This is a genomic window from Ruegeria sp. AM5, from assembly GCF_056540645.1.
Genome location: NZ_JBQFXC010000001.1, coordinates 474,382 through 499,957 on the forward strand (window position 1 = coordinate 474,382; position 25,576 = coordinate 499,957).

Genomic DNA, 25,576 nt, shown 5'->3' on the forward strand with positions numbered 1-25,576 from the left:
TAAAAAATAAGCATATGATGATTTTGCGGGCTTGAATGCTCCCGTTTTATTGTTCATATGCCGCAATTTCGATATCAAATGCGCAACTGCTCAAGGATTAAGCACATTGGCCCTGCGTCTTGCTGAAAAGGATCTGACCCCTCCGGTGCTGTTGGCGCCAATGGCCGGAATCACCGACCGGCCTTTTAGGGACCTTGTGATGCGCTTCGGCGCGGGGATGGTTGTCAGCGAAATGGTCGCCAGCCAAGAGATGGTGCAGGCCAAACCAGGCGTACGTGAACGGGCCGAGCTTTCGGCGGATGTGGAAAACACCGCTGTGCAACTGGCCGGACGCGAGGCGCATTGGATGGCCGAGGCCGCCCGGCAAGTCGCTGACCGGGGCGCGCGCGTGATCGATATCAATATGGGTTGCCCAGCCAAGAAGGTAACCAACGGCTATTCCGGTTCGGCTTTGTTGAAAACTCCGGACCATGCACTGACGCTGATCGAGGCCGTTGTGGGTGCAGTTGATTTGCCTGTTACGCTGAAAACGCGGCTAGGCTGGGATGACAATCTGCTGAACGCGCCGGATGTGGCGCGGCGTGCGCAGGACGCAGGCATCCGGATGGTGACCATCCATGGGCGTACGCGCTGTCAATTCTATAAAGGCCGGGCAGATTGGCGGGCGATCCGGGCGGTGAAAGAAGCCGTCTCGATCCCTGTCATCGCAAACGGTGACATCGTCGATACCGAGGCAGCGCAAATCGCGCTGAATCAGTCCGGGGCCGATGGCGTCATGATAGGTCGGGGGGCGCAGGGCAAGCCCTGGCTGCTGGCGCAGATTTGCCATGATCTCTATGGCGCTGCTTCTCCAACCATTCCCACGGGCACTGAACTGATCGAGATGGTGCGTGGCCACTATCTGGCGATGCTGGAGTTTTACGGTACCGATCTGGGCCTGCGCGTCGCACGCAAACATCTCGGTTGGTACATGGATGAGGCTGGAACACCCGCCACCTTGCGGCGGGCTGTCCTGACATCCCGCGACACCAATGATGTGTTATGGCTTTTGGCAGATGCGCTTAGTGGCACGGCGGAGGCAGCAGCATGACCTCTGACCAGAGCATCTGGACCTCGCTTCCGGTTCCGGCGTTCATTATCGATGCCGAAGATCGGATATCGGACGTCAACTCCTCGGGTGAGGGGTTTCTGAACGCCTCCCGCAAGGCAGTGATTGGACACCCGGTCTGGGATCAACTCGCGGTTGACGCGCCGTTGGAAGAGGCGTTTTTGCGCGCGCGTCAACAAGGTACACCGCTGTTCGTGAACGATGTGGACGTTGGGTCGGGCAATCGCGCGCCGCTGCAATGTGCGCTGCAAATCGCGCCGCTGATGGGGCATCCCGGTTCAATGATCATGATCATCTCGCCGCGCGAACTGGCCGGTCGGATGACCCGTGGCAACACTGTGAAATCGGCAGCGCAGTCTGCGATTGGCATGGCCGAGATGCTGGCGCATGAGATCAAGAACCCTTTGGCAGGGATCACCGGTGCGGCGCAATTGCTCAGCATGAATATTTCGCAGCAAGATCTTGAGCTCACTGACCTTATCGTTGAGGAAAGCCGCCGCATTGTGAAGTTGTTGGAGCAAGTAGAACAGTTCGGCAACCTGTCTCAACCCGATTTCAAACCGGTCAATATCCACGATGTACTGGATCGCGCGCGCCGGTCAGCGCTGTTGGGTTTTGGCGCGCATATGACGATTATCGAGGATTACGACCCCTCGCTGCCCTTGGCCTATGGGGACCCGGATCAGTTCCTGCAGGTGGTTCTGAACTTGCTCAAAAACGCTTCGGAAGCTGCTGATGGCAACGGTACAATCCGGCTGCGTACCTATTTTGAGCATTCATTCCGACTGCGGCGCAGTGACGGTTCGGGTCATTCGCTGCCTCTGCAGATCGAGATTATTGATGATGGGCCGGGCCTGCCGGAAAATATTCGCAGTGATATTTTCGACCCCTTCGTGTCGGGCAAGGAGAACGGCACCGGGCTTGGGCTGGCGCTGGTCAGCAAGATCGTTTCCGACCACGACGGCTGGATTTCGGCTGAATCTGTGCCCGGACGCACTAGTTTTCGACTGTCCCTGCGGCGTGCACCGAACGACGCGTATGAAAAGGAGAGCATCTGATGGATGGCACAGTTCTGGTTGCCGATGACGACCGCACGATCCGCACGGTTCTGACACAGGCCCTGACGCGGGCGGGGTGCAAGGTTCACGCGACATCTTCGCTGACCACGCTGATGCGCTGGGTAGCCGAAGGCAAGGGCGACGTTGTGATCTCGGATGTGGTAATGCCGGATGGAAACGGGTTGGAGATGCTGCCAAAGATCGCGCAGGACCGTCCCGGTTTGCCGGTCATCGTGATCTCGGCCCAGAACACCATCATGACAGCCATTCAGGCGGCTGAGGCGGAAGCTTACGATTATCTGCCAAAGCCTTTCGATTTGCCCGATCTGATGAAGCGCACCGCGAGGGCGCTGGATCAAAAGCAGCGGGTACAGGCTGAGCCGGTGATGGCCAGCGAAGACCGACCTGATGAACTGCCGCTTGTCGGGCGCACCCCGGTGATGCAGGCGCTTTATCGTCTGGTCGCTCGGGTGATGAACACGGATCTGTCTGTGATGATTTCTGGTGAAAGTGGGACGGGTAAATCTCTGATAGCACGCGCTATTCACGATTTCTCTGACCGAAGGACACTGCCCTTTGTCACCGTGACAGCTGCCGATCTGAGCGATTTGGAAGGCCCGGCACGGGTGATGGCGCGCGTACGTGGTGGTACGCTGCTGATCGATGAAATTGCCGATATTGATGATGAGATTCAGGCCCGTATCGTACGCATGATGGACACGCCGGGCGATCACGTACCGCGTTTCATGGCCACAAGTCAATCAGATCTGACCGACGCGATGGAAAGTGGTCGCGTACGACAAGATCTCTATTACCGTCTCTGCGGTGCGACGATCCACGTGCCTGCGTTGCGCGAGCGGGTTGATGATATCACCTTGCTGACCGATCACTTTCTGGCGCGGGAGGAGCGGGAAAGCGGCGCGCAGCGTCGTCTCAGCCCCGAAGCGGTCGAGTTGGTGCGCCGGTATTCCTGGCCCGGCAATGTCCGACAGCTTGAAAATGCGATCCGGCGTCTTGGTCTAACCAGCCGTTCTGATGAAATCTCGCGCACCGAAGTTGAGATGGTGCTGGGTAGCCAGCCCGAGGCCGAACCAGTTCTGGGTGATGGCGAGCGTGAGAAGCTGTCATCTTCGGTTGGTCGTCACCTGCGCCGGTATTTTGATCTGCACGGAAACATCCTGCCGCCTCCCGGCCTCTATCAACGTATTCTACGCGAGGTCGAGGCACCGTTAATCGAAATCGCGCTGGATGCGACTGGTGGAAATCAGGCAAAATGTGCTGATCTCCTGGGGATTAACCGGAATACGCTGCGGAAAAAGATTACTGACCTCGATATTCAGGTGACACGCCGTCGCAAACTGATGTAATATCGCCACACAAACAGTGGCATTCGGGTTCGACCCCGGGAACGACCACGATATATGGCGGTAAGCCGCGCAAGCGGCACATCAGAATGAGGGCAGACGGTGGCAACCCGGGCACAGAACGGGCCGATCCTATCGATTAACCGGTGGCGCAAGTCCCGGAGGATGCGCAATTTCAGTACATTGGGATTGGTTATACTGGGCCCGGTTCTGGCGCTTGCAACCTATCTCGTCATTGGCCCTTTTGATCTTGGCGCGGCGGCACCGACGCTGCGGCTGATTTTGTTGGCTGATCTGGTCTACGTGCTGGTCGTAGCTGCGCTGGTGTTGGGCCAATTGTTCAGTCTGATCGCCGCACGTCGCGCGAAATCTGCGGGCTCCCGTCTTCACCTGCGCCTGATCGGCGCTTTCACGCTGTTGGCTTTGGTGCCGACGGTCACCGTGGCGATTTTCGCCGGGCTGACGGTGAATATCGGCCTTGAAGGTTGGTTCTCGGACCGTGTGCGGCAGGTGGTTGGGTCGTCACTAACTGCAGCCGAAGCTTACGAACAGGAACACCGCGAGGGCCTGACGCAGGATGCGGTTGTTCTGGCGCGTTTCCTCGATAACGCGCGATCGTTGGATTATTTTGTCTCAGACGCCGAATTGCGAGAGGTTCTGGCCCAGGGGCAGGCCCAGATACAACGCGGTTTGCGAGAGGCCTATGTGATCGATGGCAGCGCCGAAATCCGATCGCGCGGTGATCGGTCCTACCTGTTCGACTACGAGGCACCAACCCCCGAAGAGATGATCGAGGCCAATGATCAGGGCGTGGCCATCATTGCCGATTGGGAGAACAGCGAATTCCGCGCGCTTGTTCCTTTGCACGCCTATCTTGACCGGTATCTCTATGTCAGTCGCGAGGTTGATGGGCAGCTTCTGACCCTGCTTGATGAAACCAAAGAGACAGCACAGTTCTACAGCCAATTGGAAAGTGAGCGGGGCAGGGTCCTGTTCGAATTCGGCCTTCTTTATCTCGGCTTTGCTGTGATCCTGATTCTGGCCGCGATGTCGCTGGGCATGTGGTTCGCCGAACGTCTTTCTCGCCCTGTTGGACGGCTGACAACGGCGGCGCAGCGCGTTGGTGCTGGTGATCTGAGTGTTCAGGTCATCGAAGAGGCCAGCGATGACGAAATCGCGATGCTGGGCCGCTACTTCAACCAGATGACTCGTCAGTTGAAGGGGCAGCGCGACACGCTGTTGGAAAACACCCGCCATATCGAACGTCGAAGGCGGCTGTTTGATTCAGTTCTAAGCTCGGTGACATCCGGTGTCGTTGGCGTTGATTCAGAGGGCTGTGTGACCTTCGTGAACCGATCCGCCGAACGTCTTCTGGGCTGGTCTGGTGGAGAGCAGAACCTGGCTATCGGCATCGCTGTTCCCGAATTTTTGCCTTTGTTCGAAGCCCTTAAGGACAGCGGGCAAGAGGCGGTTCAGGGGGAGATCAAGGTAACCCGTAAAGGCCGGTTGGAGAACTTACTGGTACGCATGGCGACGCGGCGTGGCGAGGATGGAAGGCTGGAAGGCTACGTTGTGGCCTTTGATGACGTGACCGATCTGGTAAGCGCGCAGCGCATGGCGGCGTGGGGTGATGTGGCCCGTCGCATTGCGCATGAGATCAAGAATCCGCTGACACCGATCCAACTGAGCGCCGAGCGAATCAAACGCAAATTCTCGCGCAAGCTGGACGAGGACGATTGCGATAGCCTGGAATCGATGACCGACGTGATCGTGCGGCAGACCAATGATCTGCGGCGGATTGTTGACGAGTTCTCGAAATTCGCACGCATGCCCGAACCGGAACGGCGCGAAGAGAATATCGTGACGCTAGTGCGTGAGGCGGTTCTGTTGCAGCAGGCGGGTCAGCCTGATGTTCAGATCGATGCGGACTTACCTAAACAGCCCATTTTGGCGGATGTGGATTCGACCATGTTGAGCCAGGCGTTGACGAACCTGATCAAGAACGCGGGCGAGGCTATTGAAACGCTGAAAGAAAAAGGCGCACCGGACAATCTGAAACCTCAGATCAAAGTCGTTGTCTCCACTGACGATGCAGGAACGCAGATCACCATTGCGGACAATGGCATCGGTCTGCCCGAGGACAGGGCACGGCTGTTCGAACCTTATGTGACCACGCGTGACGAAGGCACCGGCCTTGGCCTGCCCATCGTAAAGAAGATCATCGAAGAACATGGCGGAGCGCTGACATTGGAAGACGCGCCCACATTCGACGGACAGGACCATTTCGGCGCAATGGCTGTCATTCGTCTACCCGGGGCCTCAGGCGGCCCGACAAATGCGCCGGAAAAACAGGCGATTAAAACAAACAAACTGAAAGCAGGCCAAAGATGAGCGACATTCTGATCGTAGATGACGAACGCGATATTCGCGAATTGGTGTCCGACATTCTGGAGGACGAAGGCTATTCAACTCGGCTGGCGGCAAACTCGGATGAGTGCATGTCGTCGATCAATGCCGAACCTCCGGGGCTGTTGATCCTGGATATCTGGCTGAAAGACAGTCGAATGGACGGGATCGACATCCTGAAAGCTGTAAAACGGGACAACCCGGATGTTCCGGTGGTGATCATTTCCGGACATGGCAATATCGAGATTGCAGTGGCGGCTATCAAGCAGGGGGCGTACGACTTTATCGAAAAGCCCTTTAACATTGACCAGTTGATGGTGGTGATCCGCCGTGCGATGGAAACCTCGCGCCTGCGTCGCGAGAATGCCTCGCTGAAGCGGCAGGAAGTCAGCTGTTCAGACATGATTGGCAATTCTGCGTCGTTCCGCGCGATGCAGGGGCAGTTGGACAAGGTAACAAAGTCGAATGGCCGGGTTATGCTCAGCGGGCCGGCTGGGTCGGGCAAGGAAATTGCCGCGCGCTATATCCATGCCCATTCCAACCGGGCGAATGCCCCATTTGTGACGGTCAATTGTGCGGGGATTGAACCTGAGAGGGTTGAAGAGGTTCTGTTCGGACGAGAATCGTCTGAGCGCGGAATCGAGTCAGGCCTGCTGGAAGAGGCGCATGGCGGCGTTGTCTACTTCGACGAAGTCGCTGACATGCCGCTGGGGACGCAGTCCAAGATTCTTCGCGTGTTGGTTGATCAGCAATTCCAGCGTGTTGGTGGCTCTGACAAGGTGCGGGTTGATCTGCGGGTCATTTCCTCGACCAACCGCGATCTGGAAGAAGAGATCGCCGCCGAACGGTTCCGCGAAGAACTGTATCACCGGCTGAATGTGGTGCCGATTGCGGTTCCCTCGCTGGAGGAACGGCGAGAGGACATCCCGGTTCTGGCGCAACATTTCATCGAGGTGTGCAACGATACACAGGGTCTGCCGATGCGCGAGCTGTCGGATGAGGCTATTGCTTTGCTACAAACGATGACATGGCCGGGCAATGTGCGTCAGCTGAAGAACCTGATCGAGCGGGTGCTGATCCTAGGCGACAGCACTGGCCCGATCGAGGCCCGCGAGTTGCCCAACGAAGAAGAGAAATCCGACGAGTCCGGGCGCGTGGTACTGTCTGGCGCACTGGCGACGCTGCCGCTGCGTGAGGCGCGCGAAGCGTTCGAGCGTGAATATTTGCTGACCCAGATCAATCGGTTTGGTGGCAACATAAGCCGCACGGCCAGTTTTGTCGGCATGGAACGCAGCGCCTTGCATCGCAAGCTCAAGTCGCTGGGCGTAGTGACCTCGAACAAATCCGGTGCGCGGGTGGCTCAAATTGACGAGCCCGAACCAGCCGAGTGAGTACCGCGCCGAATAAGAAGACCGTAGCCGTTTCCATCGGTTTTCCCGCCTTTGGTAAACGGTTGAAGCGGTTGCGGCGGTCGGTTGGACTTAAGCAATCCGCCCTCGCAGATCTGATTGAAGTCGACCAAACCACGATTTCCCGGTGGGAAAACGGGGGTCAAACGCCATCGCCGTATATTCAACAGTCCGTTTTTGCAGCGTTGGGGCCGGTTCGGGTGCAGGATTCTGCGCTGAAACGTCTGGTCGTTCATTCGGCAGAGTGCTTGCACCTTGTCGAAGAGGCCAGCCATATCTGCCTTGCTTATTCGGGCAGCCGGGCGCTGGATTGGAAGACCTCACAGCGCGCCTTGCTGGGCGTGTCGCTTTGGCAATTTGCAACGGATGAGATCCGACAAGCCGAAGCAGAACTGCAGAACGATGGCTGGTGGGATTTGCATTCGCCTTCACCCAAAGCGTTTCTGACTTCCGAGGCTGTGCATGATCAAATCAGGATCAGCGCCGGGCAAATCGTGTGGGAGCGGTTGTATCTGGGTGATGGCACTCCGGTCCGTCTGGTCAGCGGGCGGCGCGAAGTCACCGCATAATTTATGCGTTCCGCTGGCAGGTTAGGCGCGATAGACCGGCTGCATGAGTGACTCTTTTCGTACATTCTTGCAGGTCATGCTGATCTGGTTTGCTGGCCTCGGTGCGGCAACCCAATTTGCAAAGATTGCCGTACCATTTTCTGATGTGGGGCTGTTGTACCCGGACAACGCTGCCGTGATCGGCTGGTTGCTGTCCATTATCAGTCTAATGGGGGCTGCTTTGGGCGCGATATCCGGAGCGATCACAGCGCGTATTGGGCCAAATCGTCTATTGCTATTAGGGCTTGTGCTCGGTGGCGCGTTATCTTTGCTGCAAGCAAGCTTGCCGGTTTTTCAACTGATGCTGCTCAGCCGGGTGATCGAGGGGCTGTCCCATCTTGCGATTGTGGTGGCGGCACCGACGCTGATTGCTCAGATCACATCCGGTCGGGCGCGGTATAATTCCATGGTGCTGTGGAGTACATTCTTTGGCGTTGCATTCGCATTAAACGCTTGGGTTGGGCTGCCCATCGTCGATCGTTTCGGACTGCCCACATACTTTGCTATGCACGGGGGTCTGATGCTGCTGATCGCCGCGCTGATCGCGCTTAGCAATCTGAAAACCGACATGGGCCAGACGGAGGGTACCGGGTGGGGGCTCTCCGCCTTCCTTGATGTGCATATCAGGACCTACCGCTCACCCTTTATTTCGGCCCCGGCAATTGGCTGGTTCTTTTACACGCTGACATTTGTTTCTCTGTTAGCGATCCTGCCGGGTCGTTTACCCGAAGGGCAGGGTGCATCGATTGCAGCACTTATGCCCCTGGCAGGGATTGTACTGTCATGGCTGCTGGTGCCCTTGCTGTTGACCGTCCTGTCCTGCGTCAGCGTCGTCAATCTGGGCTTTGTGCTGGGGATCGCGACGATCATCGCATTGTTTCTGGGGGCGCCCCTTACGTTCGGATGTATCGCCTTGTTTGCCGTGCTCGGGCTTGTACAGGGCGGCAGCTTCGCCGCAGTGCCAGAGTTAAACGATACCACCGAAGCCCAAGCCCTGAGTTATGGTGCGATGGCGCAGATGGGCAATGCCGGAAACCTGCTTGGAACCCCGGTATTGCTGGCGATATTGCTGGGCGTCGATGAGGCTGGCATGTTTGTAGCCGTCGCCGCGTTCTATAGCATCGCGATCATAGCGCATCTGCTGCTGGCGCGGCGTCGCAAATCAGCCGGCTTGTCCCGGAGTGACGATCTGAAATGACCCGTCGTCAAATTTCACGAAACAGGACGCGCTGTTCAGCGGCGGGAGCGTCGTGGTGCGCGTGGGCGTGACCCGCGATTTGACACCCTGTTTGCAAGGCGGAAGGCTGACCGGGCGATAGCCCTTTTGGGCCATGCACTGCGCCTCGACCTTGTTTCTCAGCCCCTGATTCACGTCGACGGTATAGACCCGCCCAGGCTCCCACCATCCGGGGTTGCGATAGCAGCGTCCTCGGCCATCGCAATAGGTGCGCCCAGGCCAATAGACTGGCGGGCTCTGCCGGACCTGATTGGCGACAGGGGCGTCCTTGAGGGCTTGCACCTGACAGTTCGTGGTCTCGGTCTGCATCCGCGAGACGCTCTCACCTTCGCGATAATACAAAGAAAGCGGACCACAGGCGGACAGCGTCAGCAGGCAAATCAGGGCAGGCAGAATGGTTTTCATATGCTTACTTTGGCGCAGCTTAGGAGGCATGACAATTCAATTGACCGCTTTGGGGGCATCTGTCATTCAAAGATTTCAGGCAGAAAGGCCAAGAGCATGAAGGTCATCATATGCGGTGCCGGTCAGGTCGGCTGGCAGATTGCGCGTCACCTTTCGGGCGAACTGAACGATGTGACGGTGGTCGACAACAATCCCGATCTGGTACGTCGCGCGACCGAGACGCTGGACGTGCAGGGGATCGCCGGTTTCGCCAGTTATCCGGATGTGCTGGATCGGGCAGGGGCGCGGGACGCCGATATGATCATCGCCGCGACCCATTCGGACGAGGTGAATATGGTCACCTGCCAGATGGCGCACTCGGTTTTTTCGATCCAGCGCAAGATCGCGCGTTTGCGATCAAAATCCTATCTTGAGGCGATCCACTCCGATCTGTACCGTCGTGATCATCTGCCCATCGATGTCGTAATTAGCCCCGAGCGCGAGGTTGCCGCCGCAGCGATGCGCCGTCTTTCGGCACCCTCTGCTTTCGATACCGAGATTTTCATGGACGGTAAGGCGCAGCTGCTGGGCATTCGGGTCGAGGAAGACTGTCCAATCGTCAACACACCGCTGCGACAATTGACCGACCTGTTTTCCACGCTCAGCTCGATTGTGGTTGGTGTGCGCCGCGAAGGGACGCTGTTTGCACCGGAATCCGAGGATCAGCTGTTTGTAGGCGACGAATGCTACGTCTTCACCAGCGTCAAGGACGTTGAACGTACGATGGAGGTGTTCGGCAAGGCTCAGCGTAAGCAAGATCGTGTGGTGATCGTCGGTGGCGGTAATGTCGGGTTGGAAGTGGCCCGCACACTGGAAGAGCGCGAAAGCCGGGTGCGTGCCAAGATTATCGAGCGTGACCGCAAATGCGCCGAAATCGCTGCCGAGGCATTGGAGCGGACGATTGTTCTGAACGGCGACGGCCTAGATTCATCTTTGCTGAGCGAAGCAGGGATTGAGCGCGCCGACGCGATGTTGGCGGTCACGGATGACGATCGCACCAACATGCTGGCCGCGGTACGCGCCAAGGGAGAGGGTTGTCCACTGGCCATCGCCCTGATCAACGACCCCAGCATGGTCGCTTTGATGGGACCGCTGGGGATTGATGCATATATCAACCCGCGCGCCACCACTGTCAGTTCGATCCTGCGTCACATTCGGCACGGGCGCGTGCGTCAGGTGTATTCCATTGGAGATGCCGAGGCCGAGGTAATCGAGGCCGAAGTGCTATCAACCTCGCCCATGGCTGGACAAAAACTGCGCGACATCGATTTCCCAGAAGGCGTTCTGGTCGGCGCAGTACGCAAAGGTGACGAGGTTCTGCGCCCGACCGGCAGCCTGCGCATCGACGAGAAAGACGTGGTGGCGATCTTTGCAATGGCCAAAGACGTGCCCGAGGTTGAGCGTCTGATGCAGGTTTCAATCGATTTCTTCTGATGTTGCAAGCACGCGGACAGCAACGGATCGGAGTATTGCGGCGATTGCCGCTGCTGCTGATGATCTGGGGTATCGTGTCGCTGGCAATGTGGATACCCGCAGTTTATGCGCTGGCGCTGGATGATCACGCCACCTCACGGTCATTCTTCTATTCCGGATTGCTGGGTGTTTTTGCGGTGTCGATCATAGCTCTGGCCATGTCGAACCGACGACCACGGCGGGGAACGCTTGGCCAATTGGCGGTTCTGCTGGCCGCCTTTACCGTACTGCCGATATTTCTTGCTATTCCGTTTCATGATGCGCTGGGGACAACCAGCTTCCTGAACGCCTATTTCGATATGGTCAGCGCGCTGACCACAACCGGCGCTGATCTGTTCCCCGATCCCGCACGCCTTTCGGCGCCGTTGCACTTATGGCGCGCGTTGGTCGGTTGGATGGGCGGATTGCTGATGTGGATCTCGGCGGCCGCGATTCTGGCACCCTTGTCGTTGGGCGGTTTCGAAGTCACAGCCCGGGGGCAACCAGGGCGTCCCGTCTCGGGCGTGGCACAGAGCGAGAAGTCCGATCCACGCGGCCATCTGATCCGCGTGTCGCGCACATTGGCACCCGTCTATGCGGGTTTGACAGCTGTGATCTGGATCCTGCTGTTGATCGCAGGTGAGCAAGGGCTTACTGCCGTGAGCCACGCGATGTCAGTGATTGCGACTTCCGGCATATCACCCGTCGGTGGATTGGAAGGATCGACCGCAGGAATCACTGGCGAGGCGATCCTGTTCCTGTTCCTGTTCTTTGCCCTGTCGCGGCTGACCTTTTCGACCGATACAGCGACCTCAGGGTATTCGCGGCTGGACAAAGACCCAGAATTTAGGATTGGCATCTTCATCGTGCTGGCGGTCGCTGTGCTGCTGTTCATCCGGTTTTTGGCTGGAACGGCCGAACTGAACATTGCCGTCGAAGTGCGGCAAGCACTTGGCGTTTTTTGGGGGTTCATGTTTACGGCGATGTCGTTTCTGACCACGGCCGGATTTGAAAGCGCCAACTGGAACGACGCGCAGCAATTGTCGGGCTTGAGCACACCGGGCCTGATTCTGATGGGGCTAGCCCTGGTCGGAGGAGGCGTGGCGACGACTGCGGGTGGGGTAAAGCTGTTGCGGGTTTTTGCGCTCTATCTGAATGGCAAGCGCGAGATTGACCGACTGATCTATCCTTCTTCGGTCAGCGGAGAGGGTGGCGGCAACCGCCGCATTCAAAGCGACGGTGCCTTCATCGCCTGGATCTTCCTGATGATGTTCGCCCTGACGTTGGCCTTGTTCGATTTGTTGCTGGCCGTCATGGGCGTAGGTTTTGAACAGGCCATGCTGCTCAGCGTTGCCGCACTCAGCACCACGGGGCCGTTGATGGAATTGGCAACGGATGTGCCCATACGTCTGATTGATCTTTCCAGCGGGGCCAAGTTGACGGTCTGCGCGGCGATGGTGATCGGGCGGTTGGAAACTCTGGCGATCGTGGCACTGATTACGCCAACGCTGTGGCGCGATTGACCCTGCGTCAGGCACCTGGTGTTACTGCCTGATTTTTCATCTGGAATATCTGTGCGCGGCACTCCATACTCTGCCGGAGGGAGCGCGTTGGTCCGCAGCGCGTAGCAAGAACAATGGCGAGATAACAAAATATGGCTTCGGACAGACAGAATCTGCAGGACGCGTTCCTGAACAATGTACGGAAAGCAAAGGTCCCGGTCACAATATTCCTGATCAACGGTGTGAAATTGCAGGGTGTAATCACCTGGTTCGATAACTTCTGCGTGCTGCTGCGCCGCGACGGACAGTCGCAGTTGGTGTACAAGCATGCGATTTCGACCATCATGCCGTCACAGCCGATCAACCTGTATGAGGGCGAAGACGCCTCTTGATGGAACATGAGAGGGCGCGCACCCGGGCTTGGGTGCTGCATCCCGAAATCAAATCAGATGAACAGCGCCGTGTCCCCGAACCAGCGCTGGAAGAGGCGGTGGCACTAGCTGCCGCTTTGCCCGATCTGGATGTGGTCGGTTCCGAAATAGTGCGCCTACCGCGCGCGCAGGCTGGTTTTCTGTTCGGCAGCGGCAAGATCGAGGAACTGGCCGAACGCCTCCACGACAATGAGATCGAGCTGGTTCTGATCGACGGGCCAGTGACTCCGGTTCAGCAGCGCAATCTGGAAAAAGCGTGGAAGGTCAAAATCCTCGACCGGACCGGTTTGATTCTGGAAATATTCAGCGACCGTGCGCGTACCCGCGAAGGTGTGCTGCAAGTTGAGATGGCCGCGCTTAGCTATCAGCGTACGCGACTGGTTCGGGCCTGGACCCACCTGGAACGTCAGCGCGGTGGCCTTGGGTTTGTGGGTGGTCCCGGTGAAACTCAGATCGAGGCCGACCGGCGTGCCATTGATGAACAACTGGTCCGCCTGCGCCGCCAATTGCAAAAAGTGGTGAAGACCCGCACCTTACACCGCGCAGCGCGCGCGAAGGTTCCATACCCGATTGTTGCACTTGTTGGCTATACAAACGCCGGGAAATCCACGCTGTTCAACAGCCTAACCGGGGCCGAGGTGATGGCAAAAGACATGCTGTTCGCCACGTTGGACCCAACCATGCGACGGGTTGAGCTGCCGGATGGCCCCGAGGTGATCCTGTCCGATACCGTGGGTTTCATCTCGAACCTGCCCACGGAACTGGTTGCGGCCTTCCGCGCCACGCTGGAAGAGGTTCTGGGCGCTGATCTGGTCGTGCATGTCCGCGATATCAGCCACGAAGAAACCGAAGCACAGGCACGGGATGTTGAGGCGATCCTGAACTCTCTGGGTGTCGAGGACAGTCGCCCCCGGTTGGAGGTTTGGAACAAGATCGATCTGCTGAGCCCGGAAGACCGCGAAGCCGCGCTTGCCCGGGCCGAGCGTGATCCGGCGATCTTTGCCATATCGGCCGTAACGGGCGAAGGTGTTGATCCGCTGCTGTCTGAAATCGCCACGATCCTGCAGGGCGCGCGGCATGAGACTATCCTGAAACTGGGCTTTGCCGATGGTGACAAACGCGCGTGGCTCTATCGTCAGGATGTGGTCAGGTCTGAAGATCAGACCGAAGAGGGGTTCGAGATCACGGTGCTCTGGACTGACAAGCAGGCGTCCCTCTTCGCGGCGTTCTAGGTACCGTCTATCTGGCGCTGGTAATCCTCTGCATCGAACCACCCAAGCGATGATAGCACCTTGTTGTCCTTTGAAAGCTCCCACTCTTCCCAGCCGCGTGTAACGACACGGTTGCCGGTCTCGGCGTGATGGCCTTCGAGAGTCCAGACAAAAATGGCATGCCCTCCGGCCCAACGCATCATATCGCAACGCACCTCAAGATCGGGGAATTCTGCATAGAACCCGCGGGCCATTTCAGCGATTTCGGCATGGCCGCGCAGGGGCTTACCGCGATTAATGCTGATCTGACCTTCGGGGGCGAAAAAACTGGCGACCAAGTCGGGATCGCCCGAGCTCCAGGCGATGGCATAATCGCGTGCGAGATTGTTTAAGGTGTCTCGAAAGCTGCCCATGCATTTTCCCCCTTCGTGCAATGCGACGGCCAGACGAGTTTAGGCGATAACGAAGGGGTGCGCCACGCGAGGTTCAAAAAGGGGCGGGGATTTGCCGATCAGATCAGCGCGGGTTCAGGACGGTCACACCAACTGCCGCTGCACGGGCAAGCCCGATATCCAGCGACATGGGGATGTATTCTCCGCGCCGCCATAGTTGGGCCTGATCGTCATAATAGCGGGATAGGAAATGGCCTGACTGGCCAGTTGCGGTGATGAAAACCGAACTATCGGGGTCCGCAAAATCGTAGACGCCACGATAACCTGCGCCATGCACATTCTGGAACGGGTCTGGTCCTTCGCCTGACGTGCGCCCGCGCAGCAGGGTGTTATCGCCGCCGCTGGTGGATTGGCGGATGTTGACGAAAAACCGCAGCACCGGAACCTGGCCCAGCGCAGGGTGGTCCTGGGTGGCCTGATGCGCATCGCCCCAGCGTAAAGATTCGAGTGCGGGGCCATAGCGCTCGGAAATCCAAATGATCGCGTCATCCAGGGCCAGTCGTGCCATGTCGGTGCAGTTTTCAACGGGCGCGCTCTGAACCACGTCGCACCAGACCGAGGCACCGTCGATATCGCGATACACCCGCTCGATAAACAGCGGCTCGACATGCTTGTATTCGGCAGCCAGCGGGCCAAGTTCGTCCGAGATCAGGCGGATTTGCAGCGCGCGCAACCATGCGGCGTAGATCAGGGGTTCCGGCAGATGCTCGTTCATCTCACCGTTCCAGTTGGCCAGCAGATCCAGCGCGATCTGACGCTGCCGTTCGGGCGTACCTTCGGGTGCGGATTCACCGGTAAACCAGAGATCAGCGCCGATCAGGGGCAGCAGTGATCGCGCAGTAAAGCTAACCGTGTCCAACTGCGCTTCGATAAAACTGTCACGCGTATGTACCTCGCGCGATTGCATCAGGCGTTCCCAGCGATTGACCCGCTGGGTGTCGCCCCACTCGTACGACACATGGCGCGGGAAGGGCCGGTCGATAATCTTGTTGTTGGTGTTACCCAGAACTCCGCCGACCGGGGCCACGAATTCAGGATTGTCTGAATAGGGCAGGCGGCCCTGCCAACGGTTCCGTTCCAGCCAGCCGGGGGTGGGAATGCGGCCTCGGCTTTGATTGTTCAGATCGCGCCGGGGCATTGCGCCGACCAGTTTCATGCCGATCGTGTCTTTATCGACAAGCGACAAGTTTTGCGAAGGGGCAATATAGTCCTCGGCCGCGTCAATGGCGTCTCGAACTGAATCGGCATTCATCAGCGCCAAAGAGGCGCTCATGGATGTATCGCGGGGGCTAAGCGCGCTCCACGACAGAGACGCGACATGGCCCGGTGGTGTGATGGTTTCCAGATCATAATGCGTGCCCGGCAGAACTGGGCCATTCTCGGTCCAGCGCAGGGTCAGGGTAATTGGGGCGGCGTCTTTGATCTCGATAATCGAAGGGCGGGTCTGAAAGCGTTTGTAGCCGTCTGGAGTAAGGTATTCTTCGGGATTGTCGGGGTTCAGTTGTTCGATGTGAACGTCCTGATCGTCCAGATAGGAGGAGGTAAGGCCCCAGCCCAAGCGCTCACTCCGTCCGGCTGAGATTGCCGGTACGCCTGGAATGGTTGCACCGATAACGCCGCCTTTGGCCAGTTCCAGCCGCGCCAGATACCAGATACCCGGGGCGGTGAGGCCCAGATGCGGATCGTTTGCCAGCAACGTGCCACCGCTGGCCGAGCGGGACGGCGCGGCGGACCACGCGTTTGACGCACCTGCCAGCCCGCGCTGCGGGAAAGGCGACAGCGGCGTGTCGGGCATCGGGGTGCCTTGGGCATAGCGCGGAAGGTCTGGAAACAGATCAGCATACTCGGGCAGCGCGGCAATACCGGGACCGGGGACGTCGGGCAGAATGTCGGCCAGCCGTGCGGGATTATCCAGCATCAGCGATGTGCGTGCGCGCAACACTTCATCAGCAAGATGGCCGGAAAGCTGCAGGCTCATCAGCTTGATAATCGCTACGCTGTCGCCCGGCTGCCATGGGGGAACGGGGGCGTTGAACAGGAACATCTCGGGGGCGCCACGTCCAAGCGCCTGTTCGTTGATCTCGGTAAGCCGGGCGTTGATCCCTGCGGAATAAGCGCGAAGCGCGGCCTTGGTATAGTCGTCCTGAAACTCGACTGAGCGATGAGCGAGCCCGTAAAGATCGAAACGACGCAGTAATTTGTCGATGGCTACCGTGCGCTGGCCGAACACTTCGGACAAGCGGCCCTGTGCAGTCCGACGCAGAATGGTCATCTGCCACAGCCTGTCTTGTGCATGGGCATAGCCCAGACCAAAGAACACGTCCGGGTCAGACTGGCCCAGTATATGCGGCACATTTGCAGTGTCGCGAACGATCTCGACAGGGGCAGTTATTCCTTCAACTTCAAGGGTTTGATTGTATTCAGGCAGGGATTGGCTGGCCAGAAAGTAGACCAACCCCACAGCAGCGATTGCCAGCAGGATCAGGCCTGTCGTAAGTCTCACCAGCCAGCGAAAAACCAGGCCCATCTGTCCCCCGAGAATTCTATGCGGTCATTTGCGCCAAGGTTACTGGAACCTCCGCCCGACCGAAAGGGAAATGCCACTGGAATTTGTGGAAAACCGCGAAAACACGGAGCCCCGCCACAAGATGTAGCGGGGCTCGTCAGAGGGGGGAGGGTGGTATCTGGGGTCTTAGGGGATGATGCGCGTATATTTGGTGCCTTCGACCGTCGCGCCGAACTTCAGACCCGCCTGTCCAAAGACTGCGGCCAGCACGGGTTTGCGCAACTGAGTGGTGTCGGTCGACAAGGATTCTCCGGTCGCGTCGACGACGTATCCGATATCTGCACCGGCCGTCCAACCGCTGGAGCGGCGGAAATCGTTCAAGGCCTCTTCGGTCATAAAGAACAGAACATGCGCATATTGCTGTGCGCCGATCTGCAGACCCGCAGTACCGGAGATGGCGGAATAATAGTCGACCGTCGCGCCCTGAATACGCAGTGCACCCTGACCATAGGCGCCACCAAAGATAAATCCAGCATCTGTAATCAGTGGCATGACCAACATTCCGTTGGCCTTGTTGGCAATCTCAACGGTGTTGGGATACTTGCTGTACATCTCGTTCAGCGTCGCGTCGACGCGCGCGTCGAGTGTGACTGCGTTGGAGTTGCCAACGCCGTTGCCGCAGGCGGCGGTCAGCGTCAGTCCGGCCATGCCAAAAGCAAAACCGCGACGGCTAAGTCGGGGGGAGTTTGAACTGCTCATGTTTCTCTGTCTCTGTGTATGTGCCTGATATGTCGGGTGTTCCCGATCTTGTCTGCAAGAATACGCCGATTGCACCGGCCTGTCACGGGAAAGCTGTGCTGCGCACGCAGCAAATCGGCGAAAAATTGCGACAATCTGAAGTGTTAGCCCTGCAGGATGCGCGCGGCTTCGGGTGCAAAATAGGTCAGAATGCCGTCACACCCTGCGCGCTTAAAGGCCAGCAGGCTTTCCAGCATCACCTTTTCGCCGTCGATCCAACCGTTTTGTGCAGCGGCTTGGATCATCGCGTATTCGCCAGACACCTGATAGGCATAGGTCGGTGCACCGAAGCTGTCTTTGACCCGTCGGCAGATGTCCAAGTATGGCATCCCCGGCTTGATCATGACCATATCTGCACCCTCGGTCAGATCACGCTCGATCAGACGGAGGGCTTCGTTCGAGTTGGCAGGGTCCATCTGATAGGTCTTCTTGTCACCGGTCAGAGCGCCCGATGCCCCAACGGCGTCGCGGAAAGGGCCGTAGAAAGCGCTGGCATATTTGGCGGCATAACTCAGGATCATGACATTGTGGTGACCAGCCGACTCAAGTGCGCTGCGCATGGCGCCGATACGGCCATCCATCATGTCGGACGGGCCGATGATGTCAGCTCCGGCTTCGGCCTGCGCCAGCGTCATGTTCACCAGCGCCTCAACAGTCTGGTCATTCACAATCTCGCCATCGACCACATAGCCGTCATGGCCGTTGATGTTGTAGGGGTCCAGGGCCACATCCGTCATCACCGCGATTTCGGGCGCAGCGGTCTTGATCGCACGAATGGCGCGGTTGGACAGGTTGTCGGGGTTCCAGGCCTCGGCACAATCCTCGGTTTTCAGGCTCGGATCGGTGTACGGGAAAATACATATTGCAGGAATACCAAGGGCTTGCGCTTCAACCGCGGCTTTGGCGATCAGGTCGACCGAGCGTCGCACGACCCCGGGCATCGACGGGACGGGTTCTTCGATGTTTTCACCGTCGCGCACAAAAACAGGCCAAATAAAGTCATTCACGGTCAATGTGTTCTCGCGCACCAGACCCCGGATCGCCTCAGATTGGCGGGCCCGGCGGAAACGTGTCCGGGGATATGGGGCGATGGTCGGTTTCATGGCGCACTCTCCTTGAACAATTGCGCATTGGGTGGCATGAATTCCCGGTGGTCTCAAGGGTAACAATGGACGCATCGCTACGATGACGGTCCCTGCGGACGTTGAACAAAGGGCAGACGCTTGGACATATACTCTTCGATTTTCGAACTCATCGACATGCGGAGTTTTTCGAATCTGTGGTACTGGATCGGTCTGGCCGTTCTTTGGTCATCTGCCAGCCACTGGACGATGGGGGTGCCCTATGATCTGGTGATGCGCGCCCGTCGTGTAGGTGGTCAATCAGAACAAGACCTTCTCGATGTCGCGCGGATCAACTCGAACAGAGTGTTGTACATCGTCGAAACCTCGGGTCTGGTATTGATGGCAATTTGCTGTTTTGTTTTGACAGGCCTTGCAACGTTGGGATTCTTCTACGACGTGGAATTTGCACAGGCCGTATTCCTTCTTCTGCTCCCGATGTGTTTTGTCATGATGATCAGTATTGCGGCAGCGCGTCGATTGCAGACTCAAGAAGCGACCGTAGAAAATGTTTCCAAAACGCTGACGCGCAGTCGGACCTTTACTCAGATCATCGGTATGTTCTCGATCTTGATCACTGCGTTCTGGGGAATGTATCAGAACATTTCGATTGGTGTCCTGGGTTAGTAATCCCTGAAAGGCAAGGTAATGACGGCTCCGAACCACGTAACAGTCGGCGGCGGCCCCGAGGGGTTTGATGCACAGCTTGTGCTGAATGAGATCGCGCGCTCGGGCGGTCCAGTCTGTCATATCGCCCGCGATGACAAACGGATGGAGGCGATGCGGGCAGCGTTGGCATTCTTTGCGCCGGACATGCCCGTATTTGTATTCCCCGGATGGGACTGCTTGCCCTATGATCGGGTGTCGCCCAACGCCGACATTTCTGCTGCCCGCGTGGCAACACTGGCTGCTTTGGTGCATCAGATGCCGCAGCGGTTCGTGCTGCTGACCACGCTCAATGCCGCGACCCAACGGGTACCCGCGCGTGCAGTATTGCGAGAGGCCGCATTCACCGCTCGCGTAGATCAGCGCATCGACGAAGATGCCCTACGCAACTTTCTGGTGCGCATGGGCTTTACCCAAAGCCCCACGGTGATGGAGCCCGGAGACTACGCTATCCGAGGCGGTATCATCGACATCTTCCCACCCGGTGAGAGCGGTCCCGTGCGGCTGGACTTGTTCGGGGATGTTCTGGATGGTGCACGCCGGTTTGATCCTGTCTCGCAGCGAACGACTGAAAAACTTGATGTGGTCGAGCTTGCCCCGGTGTCCGAGGTCATACTGGACGAAGCCGCCATCACCCGATTCCGTCAGAACTATCGCATCGAATTCGGCGCGGCGGGTACGGATGATCCCTTATACGAAGCTGTCAGCGCAGGTCGCAAGCACCAGGGGATTGAGCATTGGCTGCCGTTTTTCCATGAAAAACTGGAAACCCTGTTCGACTATCTTCCGGGGGCCTCAATCTCGCTTGACGATCAAGTCACGCCTGCTCGGCTGGCGCGCTGGGATACGATTGCGGATCAGTATGAGACGCGAAAGCTCGCTTTGGAAAACCGCTCGCGCATGGATACGGTTTATAAACCGACGCCTCCCGGTCTGCTCTATATGGACGATGCTGCATGGGAAGATGCAGTGGGCGATCGTCGCGTTTTGCAGTTCAGCCCGCTGCCGCAGGCGAGTGGTCCGGGCGTGATCGATGCAGGCGGACGGATCGGGCGCAACTTTGCACCCGAACGTCAGCAGGAAAGCATCAGCCTGTTTGGCGCTCTGGCGGCGCATATCACCGAAAAGATGGACAAGGGGCCGGTCCTCATTGCCTCTTACTCCGAAGGCGCTCGTGAACGACTGACCGGCTTGATCGAAGATGAAGGCCTGGCCGAGGCGATCCCGGTGACCGACGGAACCCGGGTTGGAAAGCGCGGCCTGCATCTTGCGGTTTGGGCATTGGAACACGGGTTTGAAGCGCCCAATCTGACCGTGATCTCGGAACAGGACGTTCTGGGCGACCGTCTGATCCGCCAACCCAAGAAACGCCGCAAGGCCGAGAACTTCCTGACTGAAACGCAGTCGCTGTCGCCCGGTGATCTGGTGGTGCATGTTGACCACGGGATCGGGCGGTATCAGGGGATGGAGGTCGTTACGGCTGCGGGGGCCGCGCATGAATGCCTGCTGCTGGAATATGCTGAACAGTCCAAACTCTACCTGCCGGTCGAAAACATCGAACTGCTTTCGAAATATGGCCATGACGAAGGTCTGCTTGATCGCTTGGGTGGTGGCGCTTGGCAGGCCAAGAAGGCCAAGCTGAAAGAGCGCATCCGCGAAATGGCGGACAAGCTGATCCGCATCGCCGCCGAACGAGCCCTGCGGAAAGCTCCTGTCATGGACCCACCGCCGCATGCATGGGAAGAGTTCAGCGCGCGTTTCCCATATCAGGAGACCGACGATCAGTTGCGCGCCATCTCCGAAGTGATGGAGGATATGCATTCCGGCGCGCCGATGGATCGCCTGATCTGTGGGGATGTAGGCTTTGGCAAGACCGAGGTCGCCATGCGCGCAGCCTTTGTCGCCGCGATGTCGGGCGTACAGGTTGCCATTGTGGCACCGACCACGTTGCTCGCGCGGCAACACGCGGCGTCCTTCAAGGAACGCTTCCGGGGTTTCCCACTTGAAGTCCGGCAACTGTCGCGCTTTGTCTCGGCCAAAGAGGCGCAGCAAACCCGCGATGGGTTGGCGCGAGGCACTGTAGATATCGTGATCGGCACCCATGCGTTGCTGGCGAAAGGGATACGGTTCAATAATCTAGGCCTGCTGATCATCGACGAGGAACAGCATTTCGGCGTGGGCCACAAAGAACGGCTGAAACAGCTGCGTTCAGATGTACACGTCCTGACCCTGACAGCGACACCGATCCCACGAACTCTGCAACTGTCCCTGACAGGCGTGCGTGATCTGTCGATCATAGGCACGCCCCCCATCGACCGGCTTGCGATCCGCACCTATGTCAGCGAATTCGACGCGGTACCGATCCGTGAGGCGCTGCTGCGCGAGCATTATCGTGGCGGGCAGAGCTTCTATGTGGTGCCGCGCATCTCTGACCTGCCTGAGATCGAGGAATTCCTGAAAGAGCAGTTGCCTGAATTATCCTTCGTGGTCGCACACGGGCAGATGGCTGCGGGTGAGCTTGATGACCGGATGAACGCGTTCTACGACGGTAAATACGACGTTCTGCTGGCCACGACGATTGTGGAAAGCGGGCTGGATATTCCAACTGCCAACACGATGGTTGTGCATCGGGCGGATATGTTTGGCCTAGCGCAGCTCTATCAGATCCGGGGGCGGGTGGGGCGCTCAAAAACCCGCGCCTATGCCTATCTGACCACCAAACCGCGCCAGCGCCTGACGGCGACGGCTGAGAAACGGCTGCGGGTTCTGGGCTCGCTGGATACGCTCGGGGCCGGGTTCACACTGGCATCGCAAGATCTCGACATTCGTGGTGCGGGCAACCTGCTGGGTGAGGAACAGTCCGGCCAGATGCGTGATGTGGGCTACGAACTCTACCAATCGATGCTGGAAGAGGCGATTGCCAAGATCAAAGCCGGCGAGATGGAGGGGCTATCGGATGCCGATGACCAATGGGCGCCGCAGATCAATCTGGGTGTCCCGGTTCTGATCCCCGAGGATTATGTGCCCGATCTGGACGTGCGTCTGGGCCTCTACCGCCGCCTGTCGTCACTGTCGACGAAAGTGGAACTGGAAGGATTCGCTGCCGAGTTGATCGACCGCTTCGGCAGCCTGCCGAAAGAGGTGAATACCCTGATGCTTGTCGTGCGCATTAAGGCGATGTGCAAACGTGCCGGGATCGCCAAGCTGGACGGCGGGCCAAAGGGCGCAACGATACAGTTCCACAATGATAAGTTCGCCTCACCCGAGGGGTTGGTCGAGTTCATTCAGAACCAACGCGGGCTGGCCAAGGTCAAGGACAACAAGATCGTTGTGCGGCGCGACTGGAAGAAGGACAGCGACAAGATCAAAGGTGCGTTTGCCATCGCCCGTGATCTGGCCGAAAAGGTCGTGGCTGTGAAGAAAAAGGCGAAAGCCTAGTCCCCTGTCACAAAAGTGCAGAGCTGCCAGTCACCCGCTTCGGATTTTACAAACGCAGCGCGGTAACCGACCATTGATGCCAGAAAATCGCTGAGTAAGTAGCCCGATGTCCCATCGGTCAGTCTGATTTTCTGGTATTCCTCATCAGGTTGATAGTCAGGGACGATCACGATTTCATGACTGATCAGCGCGAGGATGGGCGCGCCACGAGACGGTGCTTGACGCAGTGTGATGCTTTCGCCCGAAACGTAGAAGGCGGTGAAAGGGTCCACTGTAGCGGGAAGAATGATCCGCCAATAGTGCGGCATCCAGAATTCACCCTGATCGTCAAAATATCCCGGTTGGGAAACCGTTTGCTGCAATTGCGACCAGTAAAAATCACGTAGCTCCGCAGCCTCGTCCTTAAATTCTTCACCAAGCGTTTCCGGAGGCACAGTCAAGTTGGTGCGAAACTCTTCCGGTCCACCTGCTGTACCGTGGCTGAGATAGATGTCGGGACAAGCGGCGGCGACAACTGCATCGGTATCGCGTGCCTCGATTTTCGCCAGCAAGTCAGCTCGGAATGCGACCAGTGATGGATTTTGACCTGCCTCGTCGATAGGTGGAAAGGTCTGGCGCTGTGCCAGCGCTGGAGTGGCAAGCAGCAGGCCTGCCACCAAAAGGAATAGCTTCATTCCGCAGCCCTCATAGCGGCTTGGGCACAGAAGCATGACGCGCCGACGGTGCGGTCCGCGCGCGCCAAGGCAAGATCAAGGCGTTGCTTGATTTGGCGGATTTCTACTGTCTCGCCGCGTGCTTTCAGGCAATCATGCAAACCCTTCAAACTCCAGACATTGTCAGGGTGGATCGAGGCGCGGCTGAGCGTGCCACCCAAGCCTAGATCTTCACGATAGACTGCCTCGGCCTCGTTCACATGCCCTTGTTCGAACAACAACGCACCAAGCGCATGGCGTGTTGGTTGCATCCAACCCCATGGCTCGTCATAGGGCAGCGTGTCATCCAACTCGACCGAGCGGCGTAGATGTGCATAGGCAATCTCGTAGTTGCCTTTGCGATACTCGATTTCTCCGCGCAGCATTTCCGCTGCGATCTCCAGAAGGTCGATGACCCGATTGTTGTGCAGGCGGCGGGTCTCGGGCACGCAGGTTTTTGCGGCAAGGAACAACTGCTCTTCGGCCTCGGCTTGCGCCACCTCATCAGTGGCCGCATGGGCGATGGCGCGAGCATAATGTGTTGTTGCTGTCAAAGTGCGATAAAGGTCAGGGTCGTCTGGCAAATTCAGTGCCTTGGCCTCTTCCCAGCGGCCAAAGCGGATCAGGATATGCGGGCCCATGGACATGTAGCTTTCAAAATAATCCGCCATGGGCGGGCTTTCGATCCGAAGCATATCTTCGGGGGTGGTATCCCACAGGCCCTGATTGGCACGCAGGGCTGGTTCCATCTGACCGAGGAACAGCGCGCCATAGATAGTGAAGTGATAGTTGTGCTGTCGATAGCCGGTATAAATGTTGAACGCGCCTTCACGCTCATAATATTTTAGATCGGCCTCTGTAGCCTTTTCGTTCCAGTATGCAACATTGTGGTAATGGCCGCACAGCACATCGATATGGGTTGGCATATGCACCAGATGCCCGGCATCGGGCACAAGTGTGCGCAGGATGTCTCCGGCCTGCAGCGCCTTTTCTGGCGTCGGCGACATCTCCATCAGGTGCACATATAGGTGAAGTAGACCGGGATGAGACATCGACGCCGGGTCATTGACCATAGCGCTCTCCAAAGCGTCTTGCGCTTCAAGGGTCGCGGCACCCTCGGCCGGTTGGCCCGTTTTCAGGTCCCACATCTGCCACGGGGTGAGGTTCATCAGCGCCTCAACATGGATCGTGCGCAGGTCCAGATCATCAGGCTGTTCGGCAAATGCGGCGCGCATGGCGTCCGCATAGTCATAGTCCCACTGGCGCATGTTTTCGGTGGGCGCGCGCTGAGGGTATCGGGCGGGTAGGGCGCGGATCAACGCTTGCTCAACCGCTGTGCACCCGTCGAGCAGCGACAGCGCCTTCTGTGTTGCATCATAGGCGATGGCCAGTGATTTGGCCCGGCCCTGATCGTCCCGCAATTCCCAAGGCAGGTTATAGTTTGGGCCTGCTGCATAGGCGACGCCCCAATGGGCCATGGCGCAATCCGGGTCAATCTCGGCAGCTTTCTGAAAGCAGGTGACCGCTTCGTCGTGGTTGTAGCCATACGTCCAGACCAATCCGCGATCGAACCAAAGCTGTGCTTCGGGTGATGCTGTGGTGACGGCACAGGAATACGTGCCCAGATCATAATAGTCGCTCATGGCGCCCCCCCCACGATTTGCGGGAAGGTT

20 protein-coding genes are annotated in these 25,576 nt (G+C 58.1%); 13 read left to right on the plus strand and 7 right to left on the minus strand.

What is annotated here, in order from left to right; translation table 11 throughout:
* Window positions 1-106: 106 nt before the first annotated feature.
* The 7 genes from dusB (at window position 107) to ACR0AH_RS02460 (ending at window position 9,151) form a co-directional block, all read left to right on the plus strand.
* Window positions 107-1,090, plus strand: a complete 984-nt coding sequence (gene dusB, locus ACR0AH_RS02430; RefSeq protein WP_480590185.1) for a tRNA dihydrouridine synthase DusB — start codon at window positions 107-109, stop codon at window positions 1,088-1,090.
* Window positions 1,087-2,166 (plus strand): two-component system sensor histidine kinase NtrB, encoded by a 1,080-nt coding sequence (locus ACR0AH_RS02435; RefSeq protein ID WP_170396849.1) that lies wholly within the window; start codon window positions 1,087-1,089, stop codon window positions 2,164-2,166. The genes dusB and ACR0AH_RS02435 overlap by 4 nt, the downstream gene beginning before the upstream one ends.
* The gene (locus ACR0AH_RS02440; RefSeq protein ID WP_170396851.1) at window positions 2,166-3,533 is read left to right on the plus strand and encodes a sigma-54-dependent transcriptional regulator; all 1,368 of its coding nucleotides are present in this window, start codon (window positions 2,166-2,168) and stop codon (window positions 3,531-3,533) included. Before ACR0AH_RS02435 ends, ACR0AH_RS02440 begins: the two co-directional genes overlap by 1 nt.
* Before the next feature lie 162 nt (window positions 3,534-3,695).
* Window positions 3,696-5,921, plus strand: coding sequence for a sensor histidine kinase NtrY-like (locus tag ACR0AH_RS02445; RefSeq protein ID WP_480438593.1), 2,226 nt, complete (start codon window positions 3,696-3,698; stop codon window positions 5,919-5,921).
* Entirely contained in the window at window positions 5,918-7,327 is a 1,410-nt protein-coding gene (gene ntrX, locus ACR0AH_RS02450) for a nitrogen assimilation response regulator NtrX (protein WP_170732348.1), read from the plus strand. The genes ACR0AH_RS02445 and ntrX overlap by 4 nt, the downstream gene beginning before the upstream one ends.
* Window positions 7,324-7,914, plus strand: a complete 591-nt coding sequence (locus ACR0AH_RS02455) for a helix-turn-helix transcriptional regulator (protein ID WP_480590187.1) — start codon at window positions 7,324-7,326, stop codon at window positions 7,912-7,914. Before ntrX ends, ACR0AH_RS02455 begins: the two co-directional genes overlap by 4 nt.
* Window positions 7,915-7,957: 43 nt before the next feature.
* Window positions 7,958-9,151, plus strand: a complete 1,194-nt coding sequence (locus ACR0AH_RS02460) for an MFS transporter (protein WP_170732346.1) — start codon at window positions 7,958-7,960, stop codon at window positions 9,149-9,151.
* On the opposite strand, the gene ACR0AH_RS02465 is transcribed toward ACR0AH_RS02460, so the two are convergent.
* Entirely contained in the window at window positions 9,116-9,595 is a 480-nt protein-coding gene (locus ACR0AH_RS02465) for a hypothetical protein (protein WP_170732345.1), read from the minus strand. The two genes, ACR0AH_RS02460 and ACR0AH_RS02465, sit on opposite strands and share 36 nt — an antisense overlap.
* 96 nt (window positions 9,596-9,691) lie before the next feature.
* Between ACR0AH_RS02465 and trkA the strand changes: the two genes are divergently transcribed.
* From trkA to hflX, 4 genes are all read left to right on the plus strand, one after another.
* Window positions 9,692-11,068 carry a Trk system potassium transporter TrkA gene (gene trkA / locus ACR0AH_RS02470; protein ID WP_170396865.1) on the plus strand — a complete coding sequence of 459 codons (1,377 nt, stop codon included), beginning with the start codon at window positions 9,692-9,694 and terminating at the stop codon, window positions 11,066-11,068.
* Window positions 11,068-12,609 carry a TrkH family potassium uptake protein gene (locus tag ACR0AH_RS02475; protein WP_480590189.1) on the plus strand — a complete coding sequence of 514 codons (1,542 nt, stop codon included), beginning with the start codon at window positions 11,068-11,070 and terminating at the stop codon, window positions 12,607-12,609. The genes trkA and ACR0AH_RS02475 overlap by 1 nt, the downstream gene beginning before the upstream one ends.
* Before the next feature lie 131 nt (window positions 12,610-12,740).
* Window positions 12,741-12,980: an RNA chaperone Hfq gene (gene hfq, locus ACR0AH_RS02480; RefSeq protein ID WP_005982826.1), complete on the plus strand. Its 240-nt coding sequence runs from the start codon at window positions 12,741-12,743 to the stop codon at window positions 12,978-12,980.
* Window positions 12,980-14,251, plus strand: a complete 1,272-nt coding sequence (gene hflX, locus ACR0AH_RS02485; RefSeq protein WP_480590191.1) for a GTPase HflX — start codon at window positions 12,980-12,982, stop codon at window positions 14,249-14,251. The genes hfq and hflX overlap by 1 nt, the downstream gene beginning before the upstream one ends.
* On the opposite strand, the gene ACR0AH_RS02490 is transcribed toward hflX, so the two are convergent.
* The 4 genes from ACR0AH_RS02490 to hemB form a co-directional block, all read right to left on the minus strand.
* Entirely contained in the window at window positions 14,248-14,643 is a 396-nt protein-coding gene (locus ACR0AH_RS02490; RefSeq protein ID WP_480590193.1) for an SgcJ/EcaC family oxidoreductase, read from the minus strand. The genes hflX and ACR0AH_RS02490 overlap by 4 nt on opposite strands.
* Before the next feature lie 103 nt (window positions 14,644-14,746).
* A complete protein-coding gene (locus ACR0AH_RS02495; protein ID WP_480590195.1) occupies window positions 14,747-17,209 on the minus strand; it encodes a penicillin acylase family protein in 2,463 nt (820 codons plus the stop codon).
* 165 nt (window positions 17,210-17,374) lie between these two features.
* Window positions 17,375-17,947 (minus strand): lipid-binding SYLF domain-containing protein, encoded by a 573-nt coding sequence (locus ACR0AH_RS02500; RefSeq protein ID WP_170396874.1) that lies wholly within the window; start codon window positions 17,945-17,947, stop codon window positions 17,375-17,377.
* Window positions 17,948-18,090: 143 nt separating this feature from the next.
* Complete coding sequence (hemB, locus tag ACR0AH_RS02505; protein ID WP_480590197.1) at window positions 18,091-19,089, minus strand: porphobilinogen synthase; 999 nt, start codon at window positions 19,087-19,089, stop codon at window positions 18,091-18,093.
* Between the two features lie 120 nt (window positions 19,090-19,209).
* Here hemB and ACR0AH_RS02510 point away from each other — a divergent pair, with 120 nt between their 5' ends.
* Together ACR0AH_RS02510 and mfd are read left to right on the plus strand one after the other, a co-directional pair.
* Window positions 19,210-19,734 carry a component of SufBCD complex gene (locus tag ACR0AH_RS02510; RefSeq protein WP_170396878.1) on the plus strand — a complete coding sequence of 175 codons (525 nt, stop codon included), beginning with the start codon at window positions 19,210-19,212 and terminating at the stop codon, window positions 19,732-19,734.
* A gap of 21 nt (window positions 19,735-19,755) precedes the next feature.
* Entirely contained in the window at window positions 19,756-23,211 is a 3,456-nt protein-coding gene (gene mfd, locus ACR0AH_RS02515) for a transcription-repair coupling factor (RefSeq protein ID WP_480590199.1), read from the plus strand.
* Here the strand turns inward: mfd and ACR0AH_RS02520 are convergent.
* Both ACR0AH_RS02520 and ACR0AH_RS02525 read right to left on the minus strand, forming a co-directional pair.
* Complete coding sequence (locus ACR0AH_RS02520; RefSeq protein ID WP_170567142.1) at window positions 23,208-23,885, minus strand: SH3 domain-containing protein; 678 nt, start codon at window positions 23,883-23,885, stop codon at window positions 23,208-23,210. The two genes, mfd and ACR0AH_RS02520, sit on opposite strands and share 4 nt — an antisense overlap.
* Complete coding sequence (locus ACR0AH_RS02525) at window positions 23,882-25,546, minus strand: hypothetical protein (protein WP_480590201.1); 1,665 nt, start codon at window positions 25,544-25,546, stop codon at window positions 23,882-23,884. The genes ACR0AH_RS02520 and ACR0AH_RS02525 overlap by 4 nt, the downstream gene beginning before the upstream one ends.
* Window positions 25,547-25,576 lie beyond the last annotated feature (30 nt).